Here is a 15,164-nt window from a genome sequence, read left to right on the forward strand (position 1 = left end):
CGTTAGGAGGGTTTATCCATGGATGCCTTTGACATCACATTTAACGGTCGAAGCTACCGGAATTTCACTGCCGAAGATGCCCTTGTTGCTGGCGTGCCCCAGGCTACTATTGATGAAGCCCAACAAGGCGCTCGTCTCACAACCATTAAAGCGGAATGCCGCAAGCGCATTTATGCCCGCGCCAGCGCTGAGACCCAGATGAACATGGCAACAGCTGCGGCTGCCATTGCTGGCAAAGCCGTTGTTGATCGAAGTGCTGATGAGGTCACGCTTTTGACCAGCACAAAGGCTGCACTGGATTGGGTGGGTGCTATGCGCTCCAAATGCCTGGAACTTGCTGAAGATCCGGGCACTGATTTCACACAGGATGCTAGTTGGCCGGAGTGCCCGCCTGAAGTGGTTGCACTGACAGAGCAGTTTTAAGCCGCTTCCCTTCCTTTTGAGTTTCATCCGTATCCGGTCCTGTGTGGCCGGTTTTTTTATGGAGAATTGAATGGCTGATGTCAGCTTTCACCATGGGGTGCGGGTCTTTGAATCTGCTGAAAATCCCATTCTTATCGAGATTGCCCAGACCTCTACCATCGCATTGATTGGCACTGCTGAAGGTGCCGATGCTGAAGCCTTCCCTTTGAATGAGCCGGTGTTGCTTTTAGGGGACCAGAGCAAGGCGGCATTGCTCGGGGACGGAAATCTGCGCGATGGCGTTGATGCGGTGTTTAAACAGGTAGGAACCTACGTGTTTGTGATCCGTGTTGCAGAAGGGGCAGATGCTGCTGCAACGCTTTCTAACGTGATCGGTGAAGCCTCCACGCTCACAGGTATCCACGCGCTCAAAAAATGCCAGTCGGCTCATGGACTGACACCGCGCCTGATTGCCATTCCTGGCTTTACTGGCAGCTTTGAAGATAAAGGCCTGCAGTCCATCAATGTGACAAATGGTGGTGCCGGTTATACCGATGCCACAACCGTTACAATTGCAGGTGATGGCACCGGGGCTGAGGCAATTGCAATGGTCTTGGATGGGGCAGTCACTGAACTGGTGATTACTAAGGCTGGTTCTGGTTACACCAATGCCACAGCCACCTTGAACGGGGATGGCAACGGGGCAACTGCGACTGTCAATATTGGGGCGGTTGGCGATCCGGTGATTGCTGAGCTTGGCGGTGTGCTGGGTGAGCTTGAGGCTATCGGCATCGTTGATGGACCTGATAGCACGGATCAAGACGCGGTGAACTTTAAGGAAGTAAATGCCCACCCGCGTATCTTCATTGTTGATCCAAAAGCTGGCGACTGGGACACGGATCTCAATGCCAACCGGTTTAAGCCATCAGCGCCGTATTTTTGCGGTGTGCAGGCAAAAACGGATCGCACGCACGGGTTCTGGTGGTCGCTCTCCAACAAAACAATCAACGGTGTTACGGCGGTGTCCCGCCCGATCGCGTATGGCTCCCAGACCGACTATCTCAATGAGCGCGGCATTGCCACCATCATCAATCATGGAGACGGCTTTAAGACCTGGGGCAACCGGCTTTCTGGCGGCGATGATCTTTGGCGGTTTATGGCTGTGCGGCGGACGGCTGATTTCATCAATGGCGCTATCCGTGAGGGCTACATAGAGTTTGTCGACAAGCCGTTCTCAAAAGCCAACCTGCGGTTCATGGTTGAGAGCGGGAATGCCTTCATGGCCAAGCTGAAGGCTGAAGGTGCGATCCTGGGCGGTAAGGTCTGGCTGGACATGGAGCGCAACACGGACGAGGCCATGGCAGGCGGTAAAATCACGCTGGCCGTGGACTTTGAACCGCCTGCTCCCATGGAAGATATCCGCTTCATCGCTCACCGCAACATCACCTATTACACCGAGCTATTGAACGGTGTTCTGACCACCTCCGTTTAAGGAAACCCCATGAAAGAGACACCGCAATACATCTTGCGCAACTGCACCATTTTCGTGGATCGCGATTCCAAAGTGGGCAACGCAAGTGAAATCACCATTCCAAAGCTCACGGTGAAAACTGAGAGCATGCGCAATGCCGGCATGATCAAAGAGCGCGATGTGGTTCTTGGCTATGAGAAGCTGGAAATGAGCTTCAAAATGACAGCCTTTGACCCTGAGACTTTGAAGCTCTTCGGGCTGGCAGCTGGTGTTGAAAAGGATTTTCTCGCCGCTGGGGCGTTTGCTGATGAGGACGGCACCACTCATAGCGCCACCTGTTATATGCGCGGCTTCCTGCGTGAAGTCGATGCCGGAGGCTGGAAGCCAGGTGATAAATCAGAGACGGATTATCAGGTCTCGGTCCACTCAATGAAACTGGAAATCGACGGTGCCCAGATTGTTGAGATGGATGATTTCGACGTGAAGATTGGCGGTGTGTCGCAATATGACAGCATCCGCAGTGCACTCCAGCTTTAAGAGACCGACATGGATCAGATCACCGTAAAACTGCAATCGCCTGTCGAGCATGATGGGCGGACCTATAACGAACTTACGTTTCGCGAGCCAACGGTTGCGGACATGATTCAGGCCGAGAAGTTTGAAAAGGACACTCTGGAAAGCAACGCTGTGTTGTTGGCAGCTCTTGCCGATGTGAGCCTGCCTGTCATCAAGCGTCTGAAGCTTTATGATTACAACGCGTGCGACATGCAAACGGTTCCGCTGTTTCTTCCTCCTGATAAGCGACCGGGTGAGGGCGAAGACCCAAATGCGGAAGCGGTGACGGAACAAGCTTAAGCTGGCTACAGGTGGCGGCAGAGATTGCCGCTCACCTATCCACGCCGCTCAGCCATGTGGAACAGCTGTCACCGCAAAAAGCCATCGACTATTTCTATGAAGCCCAGAGGATCAAGCGGGAAGCTTTTGAGACCTCCCGGCGATAATTAAAGCAAACTGGAGCATGCCATGCGCAAGGTTGAAACCCAATTGAACTTGCGTGTGGTCTCCAATATGACCCGCGAGTTTCAAAAGACCACGGGGGCAAGTGCGCAGGCCGCAAAGAAGTTTGCCGAGCCATGGGTGCGTGAGGTGAAAACCCTCAACAGCAAAATGAACCAGCTCGGGGACTTCAGGAAACTTGAAGGCCAGCTGGACAGCCTGAAGAATAAAACCAAAGCAGCTTACGATACGCTCTCCGGTCGGCGCGAGCAGCTGGCAGGACTGAACAATCAGGCCAAATTGCTGGCCGGATCTTATGAGGCAGCAAGTGATCGGGTGATGCTGCTTGCCGACCGTATGCAGCGTTTTAAGGCTGAACAGGCTGAAACCAGCAAACAGCTGGCGAGCAATCAGGCAGCGCGCAAAGCTCTTGAAGAGCAAATGCGAGCAGCGCGAAAAGCTAAGGAACCTATTGATGGGTTGAAGGCTGCTATTGCTGAACTGAAGGCAGAAGAGCAGGGCCTAAAATCAATTCGGGCTGCGCAGAGTGAGCAGCTTTCAGTGCTCAATGCAGAGACCAGGGAAGCAGGGCAAGAAGCAAAGGTCCTTTCCAAACAGCTTGCCAGCACAACGCGTGAGGCGAAAAAAGTTGGTCGGGCCTATGGCCAGGCTGAAGAGGGCGCTGAAAAACTCTCAAGAGAGACCAGAAAGGCTTCCAAAACTCTTGTCGATATGAAGACCGGCATGCGTTCCGCTGGTATGAACGTGAGAGATCTGACAGCCGAAGAGCGCAAGCTGGCCGCTGCTATAGATAACACCAGTGAAGCGATCGATGCACAAAATGCCAAGCTCTCTCAGCAAAAGAAAGCGGCACAGGTGCGGGACCAGAAACAGCAGGCCATGAAAGGCAAGGCTGTTAAGGCAGCGGCTGTTGGAGCTGGCGGTGCTGCAGCTTTTTACGCCAGCAGGCAAGCTTTGCGGGCTATGTACAACCCCGTTGGTGTCGCGATCGATGTGGAAGCAGCTTTTGCCGATGTGAAGGCCAAAACAAACTTCACCGATGAGGCTGAAGAGAAGAAATACAAGCAATCGACTATTGATATGTCGACCAAAATTGCAATGCCGTTGCTTGAGTTGTTTGCCTTGCAGGCAGCTGGCAGCTCAGCGGGTATTGCCAAGGAAGACTTGCAGCAGTTCACGTCGCTTGCTGGTAAAGCGGGTGTTTCCTTTGACATTGATGGAGCGCTTGCCGGTGAAGTGCTGGCGAAAACCAGAACGGCGCTGGGAACAGATCTAGAAGGGTTGACGGATTACGTTGATGCGGTGAACCACCTTTCTAACAGAACGTCTTCGATAGCACCTGATCTGCTTAACTACTTCTCGCGTGTGGCCGGGAGTTTTAAGAAAGCAGGCTTTACTCAAAATCAAACGCTTGCGTTAGGGTCGTCAATGGTGGCCGGTGGGTTTGCCCCTGAAGTTGTAGCCACCACATTTGCGAATGTTACAAAGACGCTGACCGGTGCAGATACGCTGAGCAAAGACAAGCGAGAGGCTTTTGCGGCAGTCGGGCTTGATCCTGTCCAGGTCGCCAAGGACATGCAGGTTGATGCTTTTGGCACCTTGCTCACGGTGGTTGAAAAGCTTGGGGAGGTGGAAAAGTACCGCCGCCTTGCAATTGAAAGACAGCTTTTTGGTGAGGAAGCAAAGGCTTTTGGTGGTCTGACTGAAAACATCCAGCGTTTGAAAGACACCTACAAGCTGGTTGAAAATGATGGTCAGTACGATCCCAAAAACGACCATGCAGGCTATCGCGGTTCTACAGAAGCCGAATACGCTTCAAAATCAGCGACCACGGCAAACGAACTGCAACTGCTTTCCAATGAGATGTATGCGCTGAAAGCGGAATTTGGTGAAACCATGCTGCCGGTTGTTCGGGCGGTCTCCAAGAGTATCCGTGAGTTCCTCGCCCCATTGCGTGACTGGGTGAGAGAAAATCCGGATCAGGCCAAACTTGCAGGCACCATTGCAGCTGTTGTGGCCGGGTTGATTGCAGTTGGTGGAGCTCTGACCACTCTTGTTGCAACGGCAACAGTTGCAGCCCTTGGCCTGAAGATGGCAACCAGTAAGCTCAGAGGACGCCGTGGATCGGGCTTGCTGGGTGAATTGATACTGGGTGAAGCCGCAGATAGTGTGCTGGGTGGTGATCACAAGCAAGACAAAGCCAAAACAAAGAGCAAATCAAAAATAGGAGGAAGGGCTGGAAAGTCCCTCGTGCTTGCTGGTTCTGCCGGGATTGTTTGGGATGCTCTAAGTACTGAATTACATCTGCTGGGAAAAACGGATGAAGAAAGACAGGCTCATTATCTCCAACAGTTAGAAGACGGCGCTCAAAATGGGAAGGCGCTGAACAGTTGGATTGAAGGTGTCTTACCGGATTGGGTCTTTAAAGCCGGCATAGTGAACAATCCCGATGTCTTGCCAAAAAGGCAGGTGGCACGGGAGAAGTTTGAACAATCCAAAGTGTTTTCCGGCGACCTGGCAACAGCGAAGGAAAAGCTGGCGTTCGTTGATGACAAGATTGCCAAGGTGAAAGGGACGCCTCAGGAGGCTTCCCAGCTTATGACCCTGAACCGTATGCGAGAGCAGCTGACACAAACAATTGCCAAGCTTGAAAAGGAACTGCAAACGTCGCAGATCGCTCAGGCGCTGCAACAAAAGGCAGACCAGATTAAAGCGGTAATGGTGCCAGCGAACGCCCCCAGAGCAAAGCCATTGCCGGCGTTTGCAAGAGGTGGTGTCACAGGCCGTGGTCCGGCGCTCGTTGGAGAAAACGGGCCGGAATACATCTGGACTGAGAGAGGCCAATATGTCTCCAACAACAACCAATTGAAACAAATCAGAGCACTTGCGGCATCTGCTGCGATTGCAATGCCCCTTGGCTTGTCTTTACCGCAACCGCCTGCTCAGGCTGCCTTGTTCACTCCGCCAACTACTCAGCAGCAAGGGGCCGGCAGTACAGCTCGTAGTGCACCGCTTGTGGGTGAGCTTCATGTACATGTGTCAGGTGGAAGTGGAAAAGACGCGCGCTCACTGGGCAAGGATGTAGGGCGAGAGAGCGTTAAAGCTATTCGCCAGTATCATTCTGATGGTGGCATGTAATCTTACAAACTTATGGAGTGGCTATGGCTGGACCAATTCCCATGGCGCTGGGGCCGTTTTTGTTTCATGCGCACGGCTTTGGCTATACCGAGCTGGAACGGACGCTGGAAACCCGGTGGGCCACGCAGGAAACTGCCGGGCGTATGCATGCCCAGCAATGGACGGGCCCCGGCTCTGAAACCATCCGCATCAATGGAGTCCTGTTTCCGCAAGAATTCGGCGGGCAAACAACGCTTGACGGTGTGCGTCTTGCTGCCAGGCAGGGCGTGCCGTTGATGTTGGTGTCTATTGGTGGGCGGGTATTTGGATCTCACACCATACAAGGGGTTGAAGAAGCTCAAAGCCTTCACGACCGGATCGGGACACCGGGACAAAATGAATACACCATCGAGCTGCTGGCCTACCCAAGCAGCTTTTTTAATGTGATTGGAGCTGTCGCTTCGATCTTTTAACTCGACCCACGGAGCACACATGGCGGAACTGATTGAGGTGGACATGGAGCGCCCTCTGGACCTGATCTGCTCACAGTATTACGGGCATACCAGAGGCAGCGTTGAAGCGGTGCTGGCGGCAAACACCCACCTTGTGGGGCTCATACCTATTGTGCCACGCGGAACCAAGATCTCTATGCCGGTTTTAAGCGGTAATGAGACAACCACGCTGAAGCTCTGGGATTAGACAATGCGGCCAATCGTAAAAGTCTCTATCGACGGCAAACCCGTTTCAGGGTTGTTTCTGGAGCGCTTGATTTCCATCCGTGTGGTAGATCGCGAAGGTACGCGATCAGATACCGTTGATCTCGAACTGGAGGATGGTCCTCCCTTTGTCGCCCTGCCAAAGCCGAAAGCGAAGATCAAGGTTTGGATGGGGTACGCCACCAGTGGTCTGGTGTACAAGGGCGAATATACGGCTAGCGAAATTGAGGTGCAGTGCCTGCCGTATCTCCTCAATGTGCCAGGACAAGGCGCGGATGTAACGGAAGACCTGAAGACCCAGAAAGAACGCCATTTTGACAATAAGTCCGTCAAAGACATTGTGAAGCAGATAGCTGGTGAGCACGGACTAAAGCCTGTCATTGATGATGCAGTCGCTGCCCACGTTTATGAGTGGCTCGGTCAGCAAAGTGAATCGGATATGCACCTGCTTGAACGGCTTGCACGTCGCCATGGGGCATTGTTTGCTATCAAAGATGGTCGGCTGGTTTTTGCCGAAAAAGGAACCGGCAAAAGTGCGAGCGGAAAGGAACTTCCTGTTCAAACCATCTCGCAAACCCAGATCATTGAAGGGTCGTGCCGCGTGCGGTTTGGAGATCGTGGTCGGTACAAGACGATTAAGGCGTACTATCAGGACCCGAACAAAGCCCGTCGCGTCGGTGTTGAGGCACAGGGCGATGCGAGCGGGAAGGGCACCTACAAGATCCGTGAGACCTTCAGCTCAGAAGGCGAGGCAAGAGAGGCCGCTAAGGCACGTGCCAAAGAGCTGCTGCGCGGTGAGGTGACCACAACAGTTTCAATTGAGGGCAGACCTGACTTTCTGGCCGGGCAACCGTTTACATATGCGGGTGTGCGTCCTGGTGTAGACGGGTTGGAGTTTATCGCAGAAGGCGTCACCCACAGTTACTCAAAAGGCGATGGGTTACTGACCGAAATTGAAGGCAAGGCCAAAGCGGGAAGCGACATTGCCTGACCGGTAAAGGATTGCTTTCTCAGGCTACCAGGTTTGAATAAACAGCTTTAGCTTTTAGGAAAACCAACCGTAGTTGATGCCAATCAGAACTAGGATCACGACGGAAAGGCCGATAGAGGCGATTGCCAGTTTATCTTGCGTTGACATGATTGTGCTCCTATATTGTAAGCCAAGTAGACCCTCTGTGTCAGAGAGGGCCTACCGGCTTCAGGTTACCAGTGGTGTATGATGTTCACTAAGAGCATCAGGGCCACGATAATCTGAAGGAGAATTGCGAGAAGCTGTAACTTCATATGCTTTTCTCCTTTGTGGCGGGGATGGCCAATCCATCCCCATCACCACAAACTCTTTATACTGCATTTTGCAGAGACATTCAGCTCCTGGTTGCGCATTTCGCAACTCATCCACCCGCCCTCCGAGGCGGGTTTTTTATTGGAGTAATCCCCGTGAACATCACTGAACTTGAGAGCGTGGAGGGCTTTGCCGCCTTCTGCGAGGGCCTCAACCTGCGCCATTTCTCGCCCCATGAGCTGCTGAGCAAGGGGAAAGCGCATGAAACACCCGGGCATCCTGGTTACGGCCTCAACGCAGATCCGCCTGCGGAACTCTGGCCCAACATTATCCCCGCCATCACCATGGCTGATAGAATGAGAGAACACTTCGGGCGACCAGTTGTCATTCTCTCTGCCTACCGCTCTGCGGCCTACAACGCGGCCATTGGCGGAGCTTCCCGCAGTCAGCACCTGAAGTTTGCCGCGCTGGATCTGAGCTGTCCGGGCATCACCCCGCAAGCCTGTTTCGACTGGCTCAGCATCCAGCGCGATCGCGGCGTGTTCGTCGGTGGCCTCGGCCTTTACCGCAGTTTCATCCACGTGGACGGGCGTGGCACCAACGCCACCTGGGACAATACCTGACGGCCACACCTCACTCATAAAAGGAACCTCTTTGATGCAACGGATCATTTCCCTTGCAATGGGCCTGTGTGCCCTTTGCTTTGCCGCCCTGAGCTTTGCCAGCACTGCACTGGCTGCTGATGAGGGCAGTTACACCATTGACCTTGCGCCACTGGCAGAGGCTGTGATGCCCACGCTCATCGCTCTGCTGGGGGCGCTTGTCTCGGCAGCTCTGGCATGGGCGGCGCGATTGCTGCACCGATACCTGGGTGTATCGCTGGATGAACGTCACCGCAAAACTCTGGAGGAGATTGTCGTTTCCAAACTGCGGCAGATGCTGACAGATGCCTATGAGGGCAACCGGGCCTCCATGCGCATCCACTCCCGGTCCCAGCTTGTGGCCGAGCTTGCGGGCTACGCCACCAGAAAAGCCCCCGATGCCATTCGTCATTTCAAGCTGCAGCCGGATGATCTGGCCGAGTTTGTCTCTGGACGCGTGGGGCCCAGAACCTTGCAGAAAATCCAGCAGGGCGATCGCGCAACCGGGCAGGGCAGCGCATGAGCCAGCTGCTGCGTGTCTTCCTCAAAGCCGTGGTCGAGGCGCTATTCAGCCGCCTTGACCAGAAACGTGCGCAAACCCGCACCGATCGGCTCAATAAGACGGAGGAGCATCATGACTTTGAGCAGCGGGCCAGAGAGGCAGAGGCTGCGGCCCATCGTGAGCTGCTGGATGATAGCCCTGATGATGTGCCTGAGCGCCTGCGCAAGCACGGGCTCTGATCCGCCCCCGCCAACACAGCCCGCTGGGTATGACTGGCGCTTTCCCACTCCAACGCTCCACCCCTACAGCCTGACGTACTCCGCCGCTGTGGCTCAGGAGCTGGAAACCCTGCCGCGGCACGCAAAGCTGCGGCAGATCACAGCGCACTATCAGGCCCTGCGACGGGCTGTATGCGTCATCGACACATGGCAGCAACCGGCCTGCCAAACCTTAAGAGGTCACCATGAAACATCTTCTGACAGCAGTGCTGTGCCTGACGATCTGGGCGAGCGCGGAGCAGGGGCTGGCCAAGAGCCGGACGCTGCCCGGGCCCTACACCGCCAGGACAATCAAAGTCATTGATGCCGATACGCTGCGCGTGTTTGTGGAGGTCTGGCCCATGGACTTCAAGCGCGTGGATGTGCGGCTGGAGGGCATTGATACGCCGGAAAAGCGCAGCACGGGCTGCACCGCGCTTTATGGCGGCAAGGCGGCGAATGTGCCGGCGCATATCAAAACCTATGAGAAGCAACTGGGCTTCAAAGCAACCGAGTTTGTGAAGGCTCATGTAAAGCCGGATGACACCTTGCTGCTGACCGGGGTAAAGCTTGGCAAATATGCGGGCCGCGCCGTGGGCAAACTGGCCCTGAGTGATGGGCGGGATCTGGGGGCATTGCTCATCCAAAACGGCCATGCGGTGACTTATGACGGCGGCACCAAAGCAGCGCCGTGGTGTCTGGACAACTAAGCCCGGCACAGGAAAAGACGCTTCAACCCGGCCTCACACGATGCCGGGTTTTCTTTTGTTTTGAGGAGAGGGCTGCATGATCACCCGCAACGAGATTTCTACCGCAGCAGCCTTAGGCTCTGCCTGGATCGCCAACATCTGGGAGGGCTACGCAGAACCGCTCCTGCAGGCCGCAATAATTCTGCTGACCGTGCTCGGCGCCGCCTTCGTGGTCTGGCTCCGGTTTCTGGATATTCAGCTCAAGCGCAAGCAATTGCGGGAGAAGAACTAGAACTCTGAAGACCCTGAGACGGCTGATGATACCGGACATGTGATGGTGGTTGCGGAAGATACAGTGCTGCACACCACAGGGGACACGCAATATCTGACTATTATTGATTGCAGTGAAGTGAGGGCGGATAAGTCATCCGGCGTCAGCCAAAGAACCATTTCCATGAAGCCATACGACGGCAAATGGCATGTGTCGCTCGCCTGTGACGACGATCCTCAAAGCGAATTGGATCACATCAATGTCCTGAGGCTCAAATGAGTTTACTGTTGACCGCGGCCATCATGATTATGCTGCAGTTGCTACGTTCCAACATACCGAATGCGTGATCTGTTAGCCCTTTTGTCTATTCCTTTGACTTCCAATAAAGCATTCGCAATCAGTTCGTTTGCTACATCGTTGATAGGCCCGACGGTAACCTCAATTTCTTGGAGAATGCCTTCTTTGAGTGGCACGTCAACAAAATCGTCCATTAAATAGAATGGAGGTTCTTGGGCTAAAGTAAAACTCTGCGCGAAAGCAATTCTGAAGCGGACTTCTTTCTCCAAATCCCAATCATCCAACTTGAAAATGCCCACGCCTGCGGTGGTGTAATATTCGTCTCTTAGTTCGGCTCGCGCTTCCGACACGCTTTGAGTATACTTGATCTCATCAGGTCCGTAAAAATCTCGTAGTTTATGAGACCCGCTCTCTAAGTAGGAGTTTTCAGGGTCGTTAACCACGAGATTAACGCTAGGAATAGTCGCAGCGTTTTCAAAAGTTCGGTGCTTAATCGAGTGTAAGCTATGTGGTTGGTGTAAACTTCGCGGCTGGTGGACAGGAAACATTTCCTCTGGGAGGCCAATACGTACGCCATCCATTCCTGCATACATTTTCCAAAGACCGATGTTTTCTCTCTCTTGGCTGGTCCATGAGGATGAATAAACGAACTCTTTCAATTGAGCATGATCGGCCGTGCCTTCATCAGGATCATTGGTTTTGGAGAGTTTACGAAAACGAATTGCTTCACTCTCCAAAATAAGAGCCAGGGTTTGAATAGTCGTATAGTGATAAAGCACTTTGCGTTCCCCAAATTATCTTTGCTTCGCGCGACTACGAAAAGCAAAGAACCCAATACTGGCTGCTAGAAAGACAAGCGGAAAAGTGAGTACGATAAAGTCGAACCAGCCTTCAAATTTGAGGATAAGTCCGATAGCTGCTGAAATTCCAAAGGAAATGACTGAAAGTGGTAGCCATTTTGCAAAGATGGCGATCTCAAGATTGCTGATACCTAGAACGTTCACATCCTCAAAAGAAAAATTAACAGTAGCATTCCGGAGGTTTTTCGAAGCACCTTCTAAGAGCTCAAGTATCTCTTTTTCTGTTTTTGCAGTAGCAAACAAAGTGCTAAAATCTGGTAGGTTGAACTCGGTGTTACCTGCCGGTGGATGAGAAATTGTCCCAGTTAATGCGGCAGAGGTTTTCGAGAACTCAGTTTGCACTTTTTGAAACAAACTATCCATTTCTTCTTTAGTCAGTTTTCGTCGCGGCGCATTAACTGGATACTCAGAAACTTGACCTTCAAATTTTGCAAGCATCTTTAGGAAGTCAGATCTGATGTCTTCTCTTTGAGTTTGAAGCCTTTTTGCTTCTGCAATATAACGTTGAATAGCATCTTCAATATTCTCAAGTGTTTGCCCTAAATTGGCTTGTTCTAACTCTCTTAGTTTGGAAGTCGTCTGGTTGTACTTTTCTTCTGCAGCAGCAGTTGCTGTGATAACTTTTTGGGTTTCCTGTCGAAAACTTTCTCGAAGTTCTGCGAAGTTTTTCGCACGGGTACTTTCATGTAGGGGAAGCCAAACAAGCAGACGGAAGTACAAATAGAGAAGACTTAGCAGCAGAGCAAAACCATAGACACTCGGGGCGAAACTCTCTTTGGCAAAGGCGATTTTCGTATCGAATAATGCTGAAAGGTCGACACTTGGCCTATAATAGTAGAGGGCAATCGCTAGCGCTGTATAGAGTATTATAGACCTACGTGTGGCATCTAACGAGCTATCGTCAAACCGTGTAAGCAACATAAAATCCTCGACCTATGGCTGAACTTGAGGAAATCTCTTTAAGTCTCAGCCAAATTAGTGATGTTTACTTTTGGGGATGAGTAAGCGCTATTCCTAAATGTTGGGCCCAACTATCCAGCATGCAAATCTAAATAAGAGATGCTATTGAGATCGGTAAGGAAGCTTCCGTTCTGACAGCTCCTTTAAGAAGCCGTGTAAACCACTCCGGTACCATTATACTTCCCCTTTAGAAACTCTCATTAACCCCAACTTACAAATGAATATACATCAAAAATGTTTTATATAATTAAGTATAGTATTTGCGGAAATTGCTGTTGCACTTATACAAGTTGCGACGAGCCCAATAATTACTAGGAACCTCTCAAGTTTATCAAGTCTCTTTACTGTGTGAACTCTCTGATTATTCCAATATAAATCTTGGCTCTTTTGATCGACGTGAAACTTGCCCATATCACCCAGGGTCATGGTGTCTAAGGTCTCGTCCGTATCTTTAACAGTCATCTTAGAATTTCCATTTTTTACTTTTTGAAAGATTTATCAGGGATCATTTAGTCTAATAGTTGCTCAAGATTTTTACTCTCAGATCTCATCAGGCAAAGCTCATTAAACTTCTTAGGGAAGTCAGATGCATCTAACCGAGCACCATTTGTTCCAAGAGATACATACTCAGGCCCTGCTTTAACTGAGTTGATCGCTTCAATATCCTCAAAGGCATTCGAGAGATAGATCTTTTGCCCTTCTGTGAAATCTAGCGAGCTTTGACAAATTCCATCCGAGGAAAGGCCTAAACAGTAGATTTCCTCCGCAGATCTTAGCGCTGCATTCGTATTGCTGTAATCTGAATAACCCTGTTCGTTAACCACATACATATGTCTGCCCATCCGCAAGAATGCTTTGCTAGAGAGTATTCCGTTGTCTCCAAATGCGACGGGTGAGACATTTCCTGGAGTGCGAATGCCCGCATGTTCTCCGCCTGTGGTTGCAAGATTGTCCAACATACCCACTTTTACATTTGAGTGAGCGGCGGGAAGTGCGCACATGTACCCATGGGGTTGAAGAATTTGCAGGAAGTTTGCTCTTGAGAAACTGATGCTTTGGCGTAAATCCTGAGGCTGATAGCCTTCATGATCTACGACCTTTGAATAGAAGCCTTCTCTGATGAAATGCTCAAAAGTCCGATCATAATTCAATGAAATAATCGTAAGATTTTTGAGTAGATTAAGCTCGTGTTCTGGCGTGGATTGGTTGAATGCTTCTGCTACATAGTTAACAAGAACTTGTTGCAGTTCCGTAATCCATCGTCCTTCTGAGACTTGAACCTCACATTTGGCCAATAAGTGTCCTACGATATTAATCACATAGTGCCCCGTAGGAGCTAAATGCTTCTCCTTGGGGCGATCCATCTCATAAATTATGTGATCAAGCGTGTACTCAGGATATTTCTGTGCGAGCAGAGAGAACTCTTCAAATGCGTTTTTGTGGGCTTCAATTTCAGCTTCATCAAGTCCACCAATATCGGTAAGAAATGATTGAATTTTTAGCTCATTCAGCTGTTCTTTGAGTGGCCACCAAGTAGGATAACCAAAATCAGCAGACGCTCCGGCGCCAAGGATTAAAACAGTTTTTTTCATATTCAAAATTCTTAGTTGCAATTCGCATAAACTATATCTCGATTCTTAATCGTGGTCGAAAGTTTTGCTGTGCATCCCAGCGTTGTTCTTTCACTACCTTCCCACCTCCCTTGACAACCTTCCCATCCTCCGTCAACTTATCCATGCTCACTTCAAAGTGGTGAGCCGGGATTGACAGCTCGTTCGAAACACAAGGCGTCACCGCGCCAAAGAACCGTTCTTTTTGAGCGCGTTTTTTGTTGCGCCTATGGTCAGGCGTTATGGGAGGCTTCGGCCTGCCGGCTTCCTTGTGTACCGGTCTGTCAACCCGTGGCGTCTGACCGCCATATTGACAGGTGACGGTCAGACTAAATCCATACACAAGGGAATTAGTCATGACAGAATTTTCCCGGAATACCTCACTTCAAGCCCTTTCCTCCAGCCATTCGGCACTGCAGAGCCTTGCAGCGCGTATTGAGGGGCTGTTTCAGGCTCTCGGGCATGTCTCCAACGAAATCTCCAGCCCAAGCCCGCTGTGGAACGCAGCCGTTGCCTTGCAGGATGAACTCTCCGAGCGTCACAGCGATCTCATCAAAGAGCTGGATGCCATGGAAAGCAACATCAGCAAGCTGAACCGGGGAGGGCAGGCATGAGCGCGCTCACCATCTTCGATTTTGAAGAGCAACCCGTCCGCACCATGACGGTAGACGGCCTGTTCTGGTTCATCGCCAAAGATGTCTGCACCGTGCTGGATATCAAGAACAGCCGGCAAGCCGTCGCCAAACTTGACAGAGATGAGCAGGGTGTCATTTCAAGTGACACCCTTGGCGGCCAGCAAAAAGTAACAGCGGTGAACGAGAGCGGCCTCTATTCGCTCATTTTCAGCTCTCGCAAGTCATCAGCCAAAAAGTTCAAAAAATGGGTGACGGCAGAAGTGCTGCCCGCGCTGCGCCAGTCCGGCTCCTACTCCATGGGCCCCACACCGCAAAAGCAGCAAGGGCCAGACGCAAAGCAGGTGCTGCTCGTCAACGAGATGAACGCCCGCGCCAATCTGCTCAAAGAAGCGCGCTACATCTATGGCCGCGAGGCCGCCATGCAGCTGTGGGAGTCC

General features: G+C 51.7%; 19 protein-coding genes. 16 read left to right on the forward strand and 3 right to left on the reverse strand.

Going from position 1 to position 15,164, the window contains the following annotated elements:
• Positions 1-18 precede the first annotated feature (18 nt).
• From PsAD13_RS13020 to PsAD13_RS13085, 14 genes are all read left to right on the forward strand, one after another.
• Complete coding sequence (locus PsAD13_RS13020) at positions 19-423, forward strand: hypothetical protein (RefSeq protein WP_063318427.1); 405 nt, start codon at positions 19-21, stop codon at positions 421-423.
• Positions 424-493: 70 nt separating this feature from the next.
• The gene (locus PsAD13_RS13025) at positions 494-1,894 is read left to right on the forward strand and encodes a phage tail sheath C-terminal domain-containing protein (RefSeq protein WP_063318428.1); all 1,401 of its coding nucleotides are present in this window, start codon (positions 494-496) and stop codon (positions 1,892-1,894) included.
• 9 nt (positions 1,895-1,903) lie between these two features.
• Positions 1,904-2,410, forward strand: a complete 507-nt coding sequence (locus PsAD13_RS13030; RefSeq protein ID WP_063303721.1) for a phage major tail tube protein — start codon at positions 1,904-1,906, stop codon at positions 2,408-2,410.
• A gap of 9 nt (positions 2,411-2,419) precedes the next feature.
• Positions 2,420-2,728: a phage tail assembly protein gene (locus PsAD13_RS13035; RefSeq protein ID WP_063303722.1), complete on the forward strand. Its 309-nt coding sequence runs from the start codon at positions 2,420-2,422 to the stop codon at positions 2,726-2,728.
• Between the two features lie 168 nt (positions 2,729-2,896).
• Positions 2,897-6,028: a phage tail tape measure protein gene (locus PsAD13_RS13040; RefSeq protein ID WP_063318429.1), complete on the forward strand. Its 3,132-nt coding sequence runs from the start codon at positions 2,897-2,899 to the stop codon at positions 6,026-6,028.
• A 23-nt stretch (positions 6,029-6,051) separates the two neighbouring features.
• On the forward strand, positions 6,052-6,480 hold the full coding sequence (locus PsAD13_RS13045) for a phage tail protein (RefSeq protein WP_063318430.1): 429 nt from the start codon (positions 6,052-6,054) through the stop codon (positions 6,478-6,480).
• Positions 6,481-6,499: 19 nt separating this feature from the next.
• Complete coding sequence (locus PsAD13_RS13050; protein ID WP_206599772.1) at positions 6,500-6,706, forward strand: tail protein X; 207 nt, start codon at positions 6,500-6,502, stop codon at positions 6,704-6,706.
• Positions 6,707-6,709: 3 nt separating this feature from the next.
• Positions 6,710-7,714 (forward strand): contractile injection system protein, VgrG/Pvc8 family, encoded by a 1,005-nt coding sequence (locus PsAD13_RS13055; RefSeq protein WP_063318431.1) that lies wholly within the window; start codon positions 6,710-6,712, stop codon positions 7,712-7,714.
• A 293-nt stretch (positions 7,715-8,007) separates the two neighbouring features.
• The gene (locus tag PsAD13_RS13060) at positions 8,008-8,628 is read left to right on the forward strand and encodes a D-Ala-D-Ala carboxypeptidase family metallohydrolase (protein ID WP_063318432.1); all 621 of its coding nucleotides are present in this window, start codon (positions 8,008-8,010) and stop codon (positions 8,626-8,628) included.
• 34 nt (positions 8,629-8,662) lie between these two features.
• Positions 8,663-9,169 carry a hypothetical protein gene (locus PsAD13_RS13065; protein ID WP_063318433.1) on the forward strand — a complete coding sequence of 169 codons (507 nt, stop codon included), beginning with the start codon at positions 8,663-8,665 and terminating at the stop codon, positions 9,167-9,169.
• Complete coding sequence (locus PsAD13_RS13070; RefSeq protein WP_063318434.1) at positions 9,166-9,387, forward strand: hypothetical protein; 222 nt, start codon at positions 9,166-9,168, stop codon at positions 9,385-9,387. The genes PsAD13_RS13065 and PsAD13_RS13070 overlap by 4 nt, the downstream gene beginning before the upstream one ends.
• A 224-nt stretch (positions 9,388-9,611) precedes the next feature.
• Positions 9,612-10,115, forward strand: a complete 504-nt coding sequence (locus PsAD13_RS13075; protein ID WP_063318435.1) for a thermonuclease family protein — start codon at positions 9,612-9,614, stop codon at positions 10,113-10,115.
• Positions 10,116-10,191: 76 nt separating this feature from the next.
• A complete protein-coding gene (locus tag PsAD13_RS13080) occupies positions 10,192-10,386 on the forward strand; it encodes a hypothetical protein (protein WP_063288283.1) in 195 nt (64 codons plus the stop codon).
• Between the two features lie 42 nt (positions 10,387-10,428).
• Positions 10,429-10,644 (forward strand): hypothetical protein, encoded by a 216-nt coding sequence (locus tag PsAD13_RS13085; RefSeq protein WP_063318436.1) that lies wholly within the window; start codon positions 10,429-10,431, stop codon positions 10,642-10,644.
• A gap of 41 nt (positions 10,645-10,685) precedes the next feature.
• On the opposite strand, the gene PsAD13_RS13090 is transcribed toward PsAD13_RS13085, so the two are convergent.
• From PsAD13_RS13090 to PsAD13_RS13105, 3 genes are all read right to left on the reverse strand, one after another.
• Positions 10,686-11,441: a hypothetical protein gene (locus PsAD13_RS13090; RefSeq protein ID WP_063318437.1), complete on the reverse strand. Its 756-nt coding sequence runs from the start codon at positions 11,439-11,441 to the stop codon at positions 10,686-10,688.
• Positions 11,442-11,456: 15 nt separating this feature from the next.
• Positions 11,457-12,443: a hypothetical protein gene (locus tag PsAD13_RS13095; protein WP_063318438.1), complete on the reverse strand. Its 987-nt coding sequence runs from the start codon at positions 12,441-12,443 to the stop codon at positions 11,457-11,459.
• A gap of 548 nt (positions 12,444-12,991) precedes the next feature.
• Entirely contained in the window at positions 12,992-14,074 is a 1,083-nt protein-coding gene (locus PsAD13_RS13105) for a hypothetical protein (protein WP_063318440.1), read from the reverse strand.
• A 374-nt stretch (positions 14,075-14,448) separates the two neighbouring features.
• On the opposite strand from PsAD13_RS13105, the gene PsAD13_RS13115 reads away from it, so the two are divergent.
• Both PsAD13_RS13115 and PsAD13_RS13120 read left to right on the forward strand, forming a co-directional pair.
• A complete protein-coding gene (locus PsAD13_RS13115) occupies positions 14,449-14,706 on the forward strand; it encodes a hypothetical protein (protein ID WP_063318442.1) in 258 nt (85 codons plus the stop codon).
• Positions 14,703-15,164: Bro-N domain-containing protein (locus PsAD13_RS13120; RefSeq protein WP_193777051.1), on the forward strand; the 462-nt coding region annotated here is incomplete at its 3' end. The genes PsAD13_RS13115 and PsAD13_RS13120, both read left to right, overlap by 4 nt.

This window comes from Pseudovibrio sp. Ad13 (assembly GCF_001623225.1).
Lineage (GTDB): Bacteria > Pseudomonadota > Alphaproteobacteria > Rhizobiales > Stappiaceae > Pseudovibrio.